General features: G+C 36.9%; 13 protein-coding genes. 12 read left to right on the top strand and 1 reads right to left on the bottom strand.

The genetic code is table 11. The annotated features are described in order from the left end of the window. Positions 1–198 precede the first annotated feature (198 nt). The gene (locus JKP34_RS08665) at positions 199–2,613 is read right to left on the bottom strand and encodes an alpha-ketoacid dehydrogenase subunit alpha/beta (RefSeq protein WP_201919822.1); all 2,415 of its coding nucleotides are present in this window, start codon (positions 2,611–2,613) and stop codon (positions 199–201) included. 322 nt (positions 2,614–2,935) lie between these two features. On the opposite strand from JKP34_RS08665, the gene ald reads away from it, so the two are divergent. From ald to JKP34_RS08605, 12 genes are all read left to right on the top strand, one after another. Then, entirely contained in the window at positions 2,936–4,060 is a 1,125-nt protein-coding gene (gene ald, locus JKP34_RS08660) for an alanine dehydrogenase (RefSeq protein WP_201919820.1), read from the top strand. A gap of 141 nt (positions 4,061–4,201) precedes the next feature. Beyond that, on the top strand, positions 4,202–5,023 hold the full coding sequence (locus JKP34_RS08655; RefSeq protein WP_201919818.1) for a mechanosensitive ion channel family protein: 822 nt from the start codon (positions 4,202–4,204) through the stop codon (positions 5,021–5,023). 145 nt (positions 5,024–5,168) lie between these two features. Next, positions 5,169–5,588 carry a hypothetical protein gene (locus JKP34_RS08650; protein ID WP_201919816.1) on the top strand — a complete coding sequence of 140 codons (420 nt, stop codon included), beginning with the start codon at positions 5,169–5,171 and terminating at the stop codon, positions 5,586–5,588. Between the two features lie 505 nt (positions 5,589–6,093). Continuing rightward, on the top strand, positions 6,094–6,423 hold the full coding sequence (locus tag JKP34_RS08645) for a hypothetical protein (protein ID WP_201919814.1): 330 nt from the start codon (positions 6,094–6,096) through the stop codon (positions 6,421–6,423). Between the two features lie 198 nt (positions 6,424–6,621). After that, complete coding sequence (locus JKP34_RS08640) at positions 6,622–7,053, top strand: VOC family protein (protein ID WP_201919812.1); 432 nt, start codon at positions 6,622–6,624, stop codon at positions 7,051–7,053. A gap of 78 nt (positions 7,054–7,131) precedes the next feature. Then, positions 7,132–7,554: a PH domain-containing protein gene (locus tag JKP34_RS08635; RefSeq protein ID WP_236664949.1), complete on the top strand. Its 423-nt coding sequence runs from the start codon at positions 7,132–7,134 to the stop codon at positions 7,552–7,554. An 80-nt stretch (positions 7,555–7,634) separates the two neighbouring features. Then, positions 7,635–8,198: a hypothetical protein gene (locus tag JKP34_RS08630; protein ID WP_201919807.1), complete on the top strand. Its 564-nt coding sequence runs from the start codon at positions 7,635–7,637 to the stop codon at positions 8,196–8,198. 263 nt (positions 8,199–8,461) lie between these two features. Further along, entirely contained in the window at positions 8,462–8,950 is a 489-nt protein-coding gene (locus JKP34_RS08625) for an SRPBCC family protein (protein ID WP_201919805.1), read from the top strand. A gap of 521 nt (positions 8,951–9,471) precedes the next feature. Then, positions 9,472–10,002, top strand: coding sequence for a DUF1003 domain-containing protein (locus JKP34_RS08620; protein WP_201919803.1), 531 nt, complete (start codon positions 9,472–9,474; stop codon positions 10,000–10,002). A 116-nt stretch (positions 10,003–10,118) separates the two neighbouring features. After that, the gene (locus tag JKP34_RS08615; protein WP_317193669.1) at positions 10,119–10,847 is read left to right on the top strand and encodes a mechanosensitive ion channel family protein; all 729 of its coding nucleotides are present in this window, start codon (positions 10,119–10,121) and stop codon (positions 10,845–10,847) included. Positions 10,848–11,120: 273 nt separating this feature from the next. Continuing rightward, positions 11,121–11,507 (top strand): hypothetical protein, encoded by a 387-nt coding sequence (locus tag JKP34_RS08610; RefSeq protein WP_201919800.1) that lies wholly within the window; start codon positions 11,121–11,123, stop codon positions 11,505–11,507. A gap of 103 nt (positions 11,508–11,610) precedes the next feature. Next, on the top strand, positions 11,611–13,296 hold the full coding sequence (locus JKP34_RS08605) for an acyl-CoA dehydrogenase family protein (RefSeq protein WP_201919797.1): 1,686 nt from the start codon (positions 11,611–11,613) through the stop codon (positions 13,294–13,296). The last annotated feature ends 36 nt before the right edge of the window (positions 13,297–13,332 follow it).

Raw genomic sequence — 13,332 nt, 5'->3', positions numbered from 1 at the left:
TTTTCAGCACAATTTGCAGTACTTTGCCTAGGAATGCAAGAGTTGAACTATAATAAACTGTATATAAGCCCTTTACTATTATTATTTGGTTACAAATACAGGTCAATTTAGAATAATTATAAATAGTAAAAAGGCCATTTTAATGGAAACTAACCGAGTTTATAACAAAAAAGCCCTCAACTTGAGGGCTTTTCTTTCTTAAATTTCAGGAAAATTATCCGGTGCATACTCATGCATCATTCCATATAACTTTTCAAATATCACTTCCGGATTTGGTTTGGAGAAATAATCACCATCAGAACCATAAGCCGGCCTATGTTCTTTGGAACTTATAGTCAAAGGCTGTGCATCTAAATAACGATAGGCTTTCTGCTCTTCCAGTACTTTCTGCATCATAAATGCAGAGGCTCCACCAGGCACATCTTCATCAGCAAACACTATCTTATTGGTTTTCTTCACCGATTCAACTATTTGATGATCAACATCAAAAGGTAATAAGGTTTGTACATCAATTATTTCAACAGATACTCCTACTTCCTCTAATTGTCTGGCGGCTTCACCAACAACTCGGCACATGGAGCCATAAGTCACCACTGTTATATCATCACCCTCTCTTATCGTTTCTGGTTGACCTAAAGGCACGGTGAATTCACCAATGTTTGACGGCATACTTTCTTTAAGTCGGTAACCATTTAAGCACTCTATTATTAATGCGGGTTCGTCTGATTGAAGCATTGTATTGTAAAAGCCAGCCGCCTGCGTCATATTTCTAGGAACCAGCACGTTAATACCTCTAAGGCTATGTAGAATCATGCCCATTGGTGAGCCTGAGTGCCAAACCCCTTCTAATCTATGTCCTCTCGTTCTTATAATAAGTGGAGCTTTTTGTCCTCCTCTGGTTCTGTATTGCAAACAAGCCAAATCATCCGATAAAGTCTGTAAAGCATACAGTAAATAATCCAAATATTGAATCTCAGCAATTGGTCTCAACCCGCGTAGTGCAGCACCAATGCCTTGCCCAATAATAGTAGTTTCACGAATACCTGTATCCATTACACGTATTTCGCCATATTTTTCCTGAAGCCCTGCAAATGCCTGATTCACATCTCCAATTTTACCTACATCTTCACCAAGGGCAAAAACACGCGGGTCGCGGGTAAGGGCTGCATCAAAACATGCTTGTAGCACTTCTCTGCCATCAACTTTATCAGCATCCTCATCATAGACAACAGGCACAACGTCAACATTTAGGGCAGCCTTATCGGATTGACTATATAAATGTGAGCTGTATTCATCCTCATGCTCTTGCATAGAGGCTTGCAACCAACTCTTTAATTTGTTTCTACTATCAAGCTCACTTCCTCTATCATATCTTAAAGCTTTTTTAGCCGCTTTAATAGTATGCAGCTTTAAAGGATTCATTTCAGCCTTTAGCTCCTTAATAATTTCTGCTATTGCATCAGGATTTGATGATTCTTCCTGAAAGGCTTTAAGCAAGTCAAGGGATTCTTGTTGCTCATCCTTAATTTCACCAATGAATGCCTTCCATGCTGCATCTTTGGCCTCTTTGGCATTCTTTTTAGCATTCTCTTCTATTTCATCGAGCTCAGCTTCTTTAGCAATACCTTCTGATAAAATGTATTTTCTGAATTGGAGAAGACAATCATACTCTGCTTCCCATTCTAATCTCTCTTTTGATTTATAGCGCTCATGAGAACCACTGGTTGAATGGCCTTGAGGTTGCGTCATTTCTACAACATGCACCATGGTTGGCACATGCTCATTTCTTGAAACTTCGGACGCCTTTTTATAGGTATCAAGCAAGGCATTATAGTCCCACCCTTTCACTACAAAAATTTCATAACCATCCTTATTTTTATCTCTTTGGAAACCAGCCAGCACCTCAGATATGCTTCCTTTGGTGGTATGGTATTCCTGCGGTACAGAAATACCATAGGCATCATCCCAAACTGAGATAAGCATTGGTACTTGTAAAACCCCGGCAGCATTGATGGTTTCATAAAACATACCCTCACTTGTTGAGGCATTCCCTATGGTACCAAAAGCTACTTCATTTCCTTTTATTGAATATTTCTGAAATTCTTCTTCTTGTAAGGCATCATTATTTCTGAATAGCTTAGAGGCAAAAGCAAGTCCTAATAATCGTGGCATTTGCGCTGCTGTAGGAGAAACATCAGCCGTGCTATTTTTACTTTTTGAAAGCTCTACATATTGACCGGCTTCATCAAGCATTCTTGTAGCGAAGTGTCCATTCATCAACCTACCGGCAGAAGCAGGATCAGCCTCAACGTTTGCGTGCGCGTATAACTGTGCGAAATATTGTTGTACTGTAAGTTCACCAATGGCAAACATAAAAGTTTGATCACGATAATAACCTGATCTGAAATCGCCAGCTTTAAAAGCTTTGGCCATTGCTAGCTGCGCTAATTCTTTTCCATCTCCAAAAATGCCAAATTTAGCCTTGCCCATGAACACTTCTTTCCTACCCATTAAACTAGCATGACGGCTCTCCCATCCTAGTTTATAATCGTTAAGAATTTCTTCAGTATTTATAGTTTTAGCTTTACTCTTCGCTTTTTTAGTAGTTGCCATAAACGGACCTCCTTTTTAGTACAAAAACCGCTTGCTGCTTTCGCAAGCCCAACAAATTTAATTAAAAACGTGAGCTATTCAAATCCAACTTTCTTCTGTTTTAAGTCGATTATTTCGATATTAATCTTTTAAAATACATTAAATAGATGTTTTATTTTGAATAAATGTATTTTCACGGAATTTTATTTCTTCAATAAGAATAAGTGAAGAACATAAAAAATAACAGACAAAAGGGTAAAAATGTTAACCGAAAAAAGTCAAAACAAAACCTTTAATTAATACTTACTTCTTTATATTTGCCGAAAATTAAAAAGACTGCATTATGATTATTGGTGTACCAAAGGAGATTAAAAACAACGAAAATCGTGTCGCACTTACCCCAGGTGGAGCTCAAGAGCTTTCGAAGCATGGTCATGAAGTATATATACAAACTACTGCCGGAGAAGGTAGTGGCTTCATGGATGAAGAATATGTAGAGGCCGGTGCTCAAATTTTGCCTGATATTGAAAGTGTTTATGCGAAGGCTGAAATGATTATGAAGGTGAAAGAGCCTATTGAGCCTGAGTATAAATTGATTAGAGAAGATCAGTTGGTATTTACCTATTTCCATTTTGCTTCTTATGAGCCTCTTACCCGTGCAATGATTGACAACAAATCGGTTTGCCTAGCTTATGAAACTGTTGAGCGTCCTGATAAATCTCTTCCTCTTTTGGTACCAATGTCAGAGGTGGCAGGAAGAATGTCAATTCAAGAAGGTGCAAAATATTTAGAGAAGCCTTTAAAAGGTCGTGGTATTTTGTTAGGTGGTGTACCAGGTGTTCGTCCTGCCAAGGTGTTAATTCTTGGTGGCGGAGTTGTTGGTACTAATGCAGCTAAAATGGCAGCCGGTATGGGTGCTGATGTTACCATTATGGATTTAAACCTTCAGCGTTTAAGATACCTTGATGACATTATGCCTGCCAACGTGAATACTTTCATGTCAAATGAATACAATATTAGAGAATTAATTAGCACACACGATTTAATTGTAGGTGCTGTATTGATACCAGGTGCTAAAGCGCCTCATCTGATTACCAGAGATATGTTGAAAGACATGCGTCCTGGTACTGTATTAGTAGATGTTGCCGTAGATCAAGGAGGATGTATTGAAACCTGTAAGCCTACTACGCACCAAGATCCTACTTACATTATTGATGATGTATTGCATTATTGCGTAGCCAATATGCCGGGTGCTGTGCCTTACACTTCTACCCTGGCACTTACCAATGCAACTCTCCCTTTTGCTATACAGTTAGCTAACAAAGGTTGGGTAAAGGCTTGTCAGGATAACAGAGACTTAGCTTTAGGTTTAAATATCATTAAAGGAGATGTAGTATACGATGCTGTTGCTGAAGCATTTGATTTACCACACGTACCTTTCGAGAAATATTTAGGCAACGCTCACTAAGCAATAGCTTTAAAAATACTTAAAAAGGCCAAACAATTGTTTGGCCTTTTTTATTTGATTTCTCAGGAAACTTGAATGGGAGAAATCCTGAACCCTCCTAAACTTCGTTCCTTAACTTAAACCAAAAATTTGTCATTAATTATGTTTGAAAACCTTGATCCACAACTATTAGACAAAATACAAAGCTACGGCATTGAAATAGGCCTATCGCTTATTAAAGTGGTGCTGATATTCATTGTCGGTAGACTCATCATCAGCTACCTAATGAAAGGTATCAAAAAGTTGTTCGTGAAATGGGACATAGAAGCCTCCCTTACCAGCTTCCTTTCCAGCTTCACACGCTTTGTGCTGTACATCGGACTGGTATTGGTAATTCTGCAAAGTTTGAATGTAGAAATCGCAGCTTTACTAGGTATTTTAGGAGCCGCAGGTTTGGCTATCGGTCTGGCTTTGCAAGGCAGCTTATCCAATTTTGCCGGGGGTATTCTTATCCTCATCTTTAAACCTTTTAAAGTTGATAGCATCATTGAGGCACAAGGACAAATGGGGACAGTGGAAAAAATCGACATACTCCACACCCACCTCAGAACTTTCGATAATAGATTGGTAGTAATGCCTAATGGCGCTCTAGCCAACTCTAATGTGATTAACGTAACCGCAAAAGATACCAGAAGGGTGGAAATGAAAGTTGGTGTAGCTTATGGCTCAGACCTGACAAAAGTAAGAAGCACAGTGCTGGCAGTTTTGAAGCAGGATGAACGCATTAATGCTGATCCTGAACCAGTGGTGAAATTTATCAATTTTGGCGATAGCTCGCTGGACTTAACTATTCGATGCTGGACAGCAACTGATAATGTATGGCCTGTCTACTGGGATAACCTGGAAGCGATTAACAACAAATTCAATGAAGTAGGTATAGAAGTACCATTTCCACAGAGAGATGTGCATATGATAAAGGAATAGTACAACACAGTTCCTGTATATTTTAATAGCCACATATTATTCATAGTATGTGGCTTTTTTATTTAACTTGAGGATTAAATGATGTAAGCGGGATATAACAACTTTGGCTGTTATATCTGGTGGTTGGCAGCAATGGAAAAAAACGATGACAACTGAACTAATATTCGAGACAGACGCAGATTTCGATAACTTGACTTATGACAAGAATGCAGGTAGTTGGACATTTCTATTTACCGACAACATTTATGCAAGCTCGACAGGTTTTTGGCGTCTTTTAAAAAGCAAAGTAATACAGGAAGTCTCTTTAGACCATGGACATCAATTCGGACTAACAAAACCTTTAGACCTAACAAAAAGAATAAGAGAAGAACTGACAGGTAAAAAACTGACAAGAATAAAAGTGGACAAAGACACTGGTGACTTAACACTAACTTTGACAGAAGGGTATGAAATAGAAATATTCACCGCCTCCACAGGTTACGAAACATATGACTTTACAGTTGACAACAAACAGTATATTGGACTTGGGCGTGGAGAAGATATTGCAATAATGGAACAGGAATAAAAAACACTGCTGCCAACAATGGCTAAAATGCATAAAGTCAGACTTTCTAGTTCATTAACAGTAGTATGGAAATTTGTTTTTCCTGCGCTTAGTCTAGGTTTGTTAACATATGCAACGATATTCGAAATCGATTATTCAAACGCAGCAGTCTTTCCTACTCTTGTTATCATCATTCTTTTCGCAGTTCCTGCTACCTTAATTCTTCTAAGTGCAAAAAACATTTCTATAGACGATGAATGCCTTTATATTGACAATTTTTTCAAGGAGGACAAGATTTATTTCATTGATCTAAAAAATGTTTATTATATCCCAAGCTATCCACATTTAATAATATTGAGATTAAGTAAAAAATCTAAGTTTGGTAAATGGATTATCTTTTTCGGAAAGACTCATCTATTTCTGTATTATGCCACTCACCCAACTGTCCATAAGCTTAAGGCAAGAATAAAAATTCGATGAAAACACATTTTATTACTCTTTCAACTAAATACATTTCAAGTCTAAAATGGCCTTAATTCTCGGACTCATAGCACCTACCTTAATAATTCTTTTACCGATTGCTTTAATCATTATGGTTAGATATCCATTTGGAGCAAAAATCAACAGAAAGCAATTCTTCTATCTTCTTACATTATGTTTCCTGATAGGCCTTTTCACACCATATTTAGCTACTGTTACTTCCATAAAAGGACTTTCATTCAACTATGAATCAAGTGATTTCAGGTGTTATACGGGTGTTGTTGTTTTTACTTTCTTCGGCTACATGATTTCATTAATAGGAGTACCCCTTATTGGTATTATACTACTACCTAAGAAGAAAACTAATTATTCATAAAAAGAAACGCTCCCTTTTTACGAGTCCATCTTGTTGAAAAGCACATAAATTACTAATTTTCTCATTTCATAGCACAACTAAGTCTACAACAGGCATAAGGCTAATAGCAGCCTTTACTGAAAATTAAGTAGGAAAAAACTTGCAGCCACTTCAAAAAAATATGCTTACAATGAGGTAAATTGATTATCAAAAAAAGCTATGGCGTCAATTAATCCCTACATCCATTTTAATGGTAATGCTGAAGAGGCATTTTCATTTTACAAGTCCGTATTTGGCAGTGATTTTTCTTCAATCGTTAGGTTTAAAGACATGAATTTTGATGGTGCTCCCAACTTCGAAAAAGAAGCAGAGAAAATTATGCATATCGCTTTACCAATAGGCAAACACAGCATATTAATGGGCAGTGATACTCCTGAACAATTAGGGAAACACAATGAGATGGAAACAAGAAGCAAGATTTCCGTAAATGCCGAAAGTAAGGAAGAACCCACCCACATATTTAACGGACTCTCTAAAGGTGGAAATGTTGAAATGCCATTGGAAGATAGCCCCTGGGGTTCTTATTTCGGTATGTTCAGAGATCAGTTCGGTATAGAGTGGATGATTGAATATGACCCAAAACGCAAATAAAAGGGTTAAAAAAATCAGCTTCAAGCTCTTTTGAAAGGATCAGGCTTTCAGTATATTCATCACATAATAGTATTTGATATGCCCATCAAACATCAAGCGAAGATCTCATTTGTGCTTTTAAGTACCTTAATGATTGCACTTCTGATTCCATTAGGAATCTATTTGGTGAATTTTGATTTGTCGGAATGGAATTTCCTTATGATTGGCATATGGCTCCTATTTTTGTTTTTTATACTTCATATGTTCCTCGGTACCTCCTACACCATCACTAAAGATAAATTATACATCAAAAGCGGATTCATTAAATACCCTACCATTGCCATTGCTTCCATTAAAAGCATTGAGGAAACTAAAAGTATCTATTCTTCCCCTGCCCCATCTTTCGATAGAATACGGATTAACTATGAGAAATATAGTGAGGTTATAGTTTCACCTAGAGATAAAGCACAGTTTATAAAGGACTTACAAAAGATCAATCCGACAATTACCTACAACAAATAAAGTTATAATTCACTAACTTCCGGAGGTCCTCCATCACATTATGTGGTAGACAAGTTTTAAAATGAGCTAATAGAAAAAACATGACCTATAAAATATTATTTCTGATAGGCCTCCTGCTGTTTTTAGTAGGTCAAATTTTATTGGCTCAGGGAAACGACTTTGTTTACAGCCAAGAACCTATCGATTTCGCACATTGGTTTTTGTTATTAGGGGTAGTTTTACTAATTCCGCAGGTGGTGTCCTTTCCAAAAACAATTATCACCTATATAGGCTTTCCGATAGCCTTAATAGGTATTACCGCCACAATTGGCATGTGTGTATTAGATTTCATCTGGTGGAGCTTACCGAATGAAGAATTACGTATAGAATTTAGCAAGCATATCTACCAGGCACCTTCCATTTGGAAACCATTTCTTTCTATAGGCCCAAGTTCGAAAGTCTTTAATACAGGGCTCCTAATTTTAAGCCTGAACTACATCAAGAATGAAAAGCTGGCGGTTGCCAGTATTGTATTAGCTACGCTCGTACTGTGGCATATTATACCTTTACCATTTAGGTTAATCATTGGCTATGCCTTGACCTTACTAGGCTACAGCATTATTTTCTTAAGAAATTCAATTAAAAGATTAGGAGCAAATAAGTAAGCAGCATTGCTAGAAAAATAAGGCTTAAAAGCCTTAGCCGTTTTTAACGGTTATTCTTTGAATAAACATTTACTAACATAGTGTGTGGTGGCATTTCAGCATATTTTATTAACTTAATCACTAAATGATATTAGGCAGATATAGTTACCTAAAGTGATTATATCCGGTTGTTGTGCGCAAGTTGAACAAAGGAGTTGGAATGATGAAATTAAGATAGAATTGATACAACAATAGCCTACAAACTCCTAAAAATAAATATTTGTATGACACAAGACTGGACTTCATTTACAACAAAAATTGCCGTTAAATCAAGCTTGAATACCGTTTATAACGCTTGGACAAAATCGTCTGAAATTGAAAAATGGTTTTTAGAGACTTGCACATATAAAGACAGGCAAAATAATATTTTAAATAGCAACGAAAATGTAACTTCTGACTATGTCTATGAGTGGACTTGGTATTTGTTTGAGATTTTGGAGAAAGGAAAAATCACTCAAGCAAATGGTAAAGATTTTTTTCAGTTCACTTTTGCAGGAGATTGTTTAGTAGATATTCAACTTAAAGAAATTGGAGAAAATATTCTTGTAACCCTTAAACAACATAATATTCCAACGGACGAAAAATCAAAATTTAATATCAGAATTGGATGTTTACAAGGGTGGACTTTCTATCTGCTAAACTTAAAATCATTTTATGAAACAGGATACGATTTACGAAATAAAGATCCAGAATTAAAAGGAGTCAATAACTGAATAAATTAAAAAAACCTGCACACAACATCATATAAGCATAATGTGGGTTAATTAGTTAAGTTGAGCATTTTGCCTCCATTATACTTTGAGTTCTGAGGACGGTAAATTGCATCGAATCCCGCGCTACGCCTATACTCGACCATTATGGATAATTTTATCAACTGCAAGTATCGCAATTGGAGTTGCTGTTGTAACTGATATATGTGAACCTGTAGTTTTATGTCAGAGGCATTAGCAGTCAAAACAGGTGTAAAGCATAACATGAGCAATTATCTGAATACATTCTGAGGAACTGTCGCAATGGGACTGACAACTCTGGTTGGTTACTTGTTCAATGTGAATGTCGAATAAAAACTACACACAATCATGTTAAAAATAATAGCAGTTTAATCGCTAAAAAGAAAGTATATAATTATAAAAAAGTCTATGTTTAACTAAAAAATTGGTGTGTTTAAATCAGCTAATATCCTTATTAATAGACCGTTTCGCTGTATTTAAATAAACTGGATTAATAACAGAAAATGGACAAAGACATAGACAAACTTTTAACTGCTAAATCTGAGCAAGTAAAAAAACTCCAGGAAATTGTTAAAAAAGCGATTGAGGAAGAAACTTTAATTACCAACAGCCTTTTAAATCCTCCAAAAGAAATACTCACTAGAGGACAATCAATATCTGATAAAGTAGCCAAATTTGGAGGTAGTTGGGCTTTTATCATTTCATTTTTTATCATTCTAGTTGCATGGGTTCTGTTTAACACATTAACTCCCACAAAAGAAAATTTTGACCCGTACCCTTTTATATTAATGAACCTTATTCTTTCTTGTATTGCAGCATTACAAGCTCCGGTTATAATGATGAGTCAAAATCGACAAGAGGAAAAAGACAGGAAAAGAGCTGAAAATGACTATTTGATTAACTTAAAAGCCGAAATGGAAATAAAAGCTCTGAATCAGAAAATCGAACTTCTCATCCAGGAGCAATTTCAAACTCTATTTGAAAGCCAAGAATTACAATTGAAAATTCTAAAAAAACTCGAACAAAAGTTATGACAAACTCTCTTTTTTCAGACTTTGAAACCCTTATAATCATCGGAATTATAATTGCTCTAACAATTTGTTTTGCTTTGGTTTTTAAATACTTATCCAGGAAGAAAATAAATACCCTGGTGCAAACAAAGCATATTGACCCAACAAGCTATGTTTTTGCCACAAAACTCATAACAGCCATTATTTTTATAATAGGTATTTCTTTTGCCTTAATTCAAATTCCTGAAATGAAAACTTTGGGCCATTCATTATTAGCAGGTGCGGGAATTTTATCACTAGTGGCAGGATTGGCATCTCAGCAGGCTTTGAGCAATATCATGAGTGGGTTTCTAATTGTTATATTCAAACCATTCAAAATCAACGATAGAATCACTTTTAACCAAACTTATACCGGAACTGTAGAAGAAATCAATTTGAGACAAGTTGTGCTTCGAGATTTTGAAAATAATAGGATTGTGGTGCCAAATTCAGTAATAAGCTCCAATGTTATTGTCAACACAAACTTAAATGATACAAGGGTTTGTAAAATGATTGAAATAGGCATTGGCTATAATTCTGACATTGGACGGGCTTTAAAAATAATGGAAGAGGAAGTTATAAAGCATCCTTTACATGTAGATAACAGAACAGCAGAAGATTTAGAAAACGATGTACCTGAAGTTATTTCAAGGGTTATTGCATTAGGAAATTCATCCGTTACATTAAAAGTTTGGGCCTATTCAGACAATGCATCGAATGGGTTTGTAATGTATTGCGATTTACTACGCTCAATAAAAGAGCGATTTGACAAAGAAAATATAGAAATACCTTATAACTATCAGAATGTTATTATTAGAGAAACAAAATAAAAACACACTACATCAATGGCAATTAAGTAACTACTTGTTCGCTCCTGCTTCTGAAAAATGGCTTAATAGAAAAATAGTCAACGTGCACCACTTCCGTAGAGTTTTATAAAAGAACTCAATTAAGAAATTGAAACTAAAAGGAAGTACAACAATTGCCATCAATTGATAAAAGCCAGAGTTATTATATTATAATTGGTTTTCCCGTCTAGCAACTAGCTAATGAAATAGTTATATTAGTCTGGTATTCGTTCTCAACTAATAATTAAATAGCTTATGCAATATTTAGGATACATACTGGTAATCATTCACGTGATACTGCTTGCATGGTCAACAGGTGGGCTGGTTGAAATGACATCTATCAAAGTTCCGTGGACCCCATACACCAATCTTGACTTTCCAACTTGGTTGCTGCCTATTCATTGGGGTTCAGTAATTATCACCTCAATCGGGTTTTTGATAGGCTATTTCTTTAAATGGAGCGGAACACCTGAATTTATGCTAGCGGCCTACACCATGTTATTCACCATTTGTGTGATTGAAACTTTTGGGTTTATGACAAGCTCAACAAAATATTTAGCAATGGCAACTGAACTAGTTACTTACACAGTAATCTTACTGCTGATGTTTAAGAGTAGATATTTTATTGAATATTTCGCTTAAAACGAAATCCTAAGATTTATTCAAAACCCGCTTAATTCTTTCACTTCAACACTTTCTAAAGATTTACCCTTTCAGTATATTCAATGTTTCAATAAGAAGCACCATGAATAAAGACTGGCAAACACATCAGGTAACCAACCAATATACAGAACTAAGCAATTATAATTTATTCACCACTGATACGGTATTGCGTGAATATTTCGAAAGCAAACAAGCTGATTGGGCTTCTGAAGAATTAAGCTACACAGGTGCTGACATTGGCACCGAAGAAGCCTATCATAAAGCTACATTGGCCAATCAATTTACGCCTATCCTGAAAGCTTTTGACAACAGAGGCAACCGACAGGATGTAGTAGAATTTCATCCTGCCTGGCACTGGTTTATGAAATATGCGAAGGGTACAGGCATGATCTCACTACCTTTTGAGAATAAACAGCCACACCGATGGGCTTATTTTGGCGCCAGCTTTATGCTGATGTCTCAAATTGAAGCAGGCTCTATGTGCCCCACAACTATGACGCAGGGAGCTATTCCGCTAATTGCCCGAGAGCCTGCACTTTGGGAGAAACTTTCTAAGAAATTACTCAGCCATAGCTATGATGAAAGAGATGTGCCAATCGCTGAGAAGAAATCACTCTGGATAGGCATGGGCATGACAGAAAAGCAAGGCGGTTCTGATGTGCGCTCCAATACAACCACTGCAACACCTGTGGGCAAATCGGGCCGTGGAGAAGCTTACCTTTTGCGCGGTCATAAATGGTTTTACTCTGCTCCTATGTGCGATGCGCATTTGGTAATTGCCCGCACCAGTGATTCAGATGCTTTAGGTTGCTTCTTTGTGCCACGCTGGAAATTTGATGGCACGAAAAATGAAATCCACATCCAGCGATTGAAAGATAAAGTGGGAAACAAGAGTAACTCCAGCAGTGAAGTAGAATTCAAAGATGCCTGGGGTATTCTGATGGGTGATGAAGGCAGAGGTATCCCGACAATCATAGAAATGGCCAATTATACCCGCTTAGCTTGCGTTTTGGGAAGCACAGGAATTATTCGCCAGGCCACTGTTCAAGCCATTGCCTACACACGTAAGCGAGAAGCTTTTGGTAAAAAACTTTATCATCAGCCATTAATGCGCAATGTGCTTGCTGATTTTGCTTTGGAAAGTGAAGCGGCCCAGCACCTTTCGCTAAAGCTGTGCGAAGCTTTTGAAGCCAAAGAAGATGATCAGCTGGCCAAAGCCTGGAAGCGATTAGTAACGCCTGCAGCCAAATATTGGGTATGCAAGCGAGCTGAAAGCCTCACAGCCGAAGCCATGGAAGTATTTGGTGGCAATGGCTATGTGGAAGAAGGCATTATGTCTCGCTTATTCCGTGAGGCACCTGTTAATTCCATTTGGGAAGGATCAGGAAACGTGATGTGTTTAGATGTGCTAAGAGCGGTAGGCAAAGAACCTGATTTGGTAAAAACATTAATGGGTGAGCTTAGCAAACTAGCTGCTGGTGATCAAGCTATTTTAGTTGCGCTGGATGCATTGACTAAATTATTCCAGACTGATCCATCTAAACTAGAAGCATTAGCGCGTACTTTAACTGAAAAACTGATCTTAATTGTTCAGGCTTGTTTGATGAAAGATCGTGCACCGCAATTCATGAGTGATGCCTTTATTGCTACCAGAATAGTACAGGCTCCGGCCATCAACTATGGAGCTTTTATTACCAATGAAATTGCTTATAATCAAATATTGGAACGTGCCTTTCCACCAGAAGGCGATCCCTTTTTTCAAGAATAACGAATCACGAAAAATAATTGAACAGTACAAACTCCT

Origin of the sequence: Marivirga atlantica (assembly GCF_016734805.1) — a bacterium.
GTDB classification, from domain to species: Bacteria; Bacteroidota; Bacteroidia; order Cytophagales; family Cyclobacteriaceae; genus Marivirga; species Marivirga atlantica.
This window is presented reverse-complemented; position numbering and strand designations above follow the sequence as displayed.

Coding starts and splice junctions, on each gene's coding strand:
- JKP34_RS08640 (WP_201919812.1), top strand. CDS start 6,622: ATGGCGTCAATTAATCCCTACATCCATTTTAATGGTAATGCTGAAGAG.
- JKP34_RS08630 (WP_201919807.1), top strand. CDS start 7,635: ATGACCTATAAAATATTATTTCTGATAGGCCTCCTGCTGTTTTTAGTA.
- JKP34_RS08655 (WP_201919818.1), top strand. CDS start 4,202: ATGTTTGAAAACCTTGATCCACAACTATTAGACAAAATACAAAGCTAC.
- JKP34_RS08665 (WP_201919822.1), bottom strand. CDS start 2,613: ATGGCAACTACTAAAAAAGCGAAGAGTAAAGCTAAAACTATAAATACT.
- JKP34_RS08625 (WP_201919805.1), top strand. CDS start 8,462: ATGACACAAGACTGGACTTCATTTACAACAAAAATTGCCGTTAAATCA.
- JKP34_RS08635 (WP_236664949.1), top strand. CDS start 7,132: ATGCCCATCAAACATCAAGCGAAGATCTCATTTGTGCTTTTAAGTACC.
- ald (WP_201919820.1), top strand. CDS start 2,936: ATGATTATTGGTGTACCAAAGGAGATTAAAAACAACGAAAATCGTGTC.
- JKP34_RS08605 (WP_201919797.1), top strand. CDS start 11,611: ATGAATAAAGACTGGCAAACACATCAGGTAACCAACCAATATACAGAA.
- JKP34_RS08620 (WP_201919803.1), top strand. CDS start 9,472: ATGGACAAAGACATAGACAAACTTTTAACTGCTAAATCTGAGCAAGTA.
- JKP34_RS08650 (WP_201919816.1), top strand. CDS start 5,169: ATGACAACTGAACTAATATTCGAGACAGACGCAGATTTCGATAACTTG.
- JKP34_RS08645 (WP_201919814.1), top strand. CDS start 6,094: ATGGCCTTAATTCTCGGACTCATAGCACCTACCTTAATAATTCTTTTA.
- JKP34_RS08610 (WP_201919800.1), top strand. CDS start 11,121: ATGCAATATTTAGGATACATACTGGTAATCATTCACGTGATACTGCTT.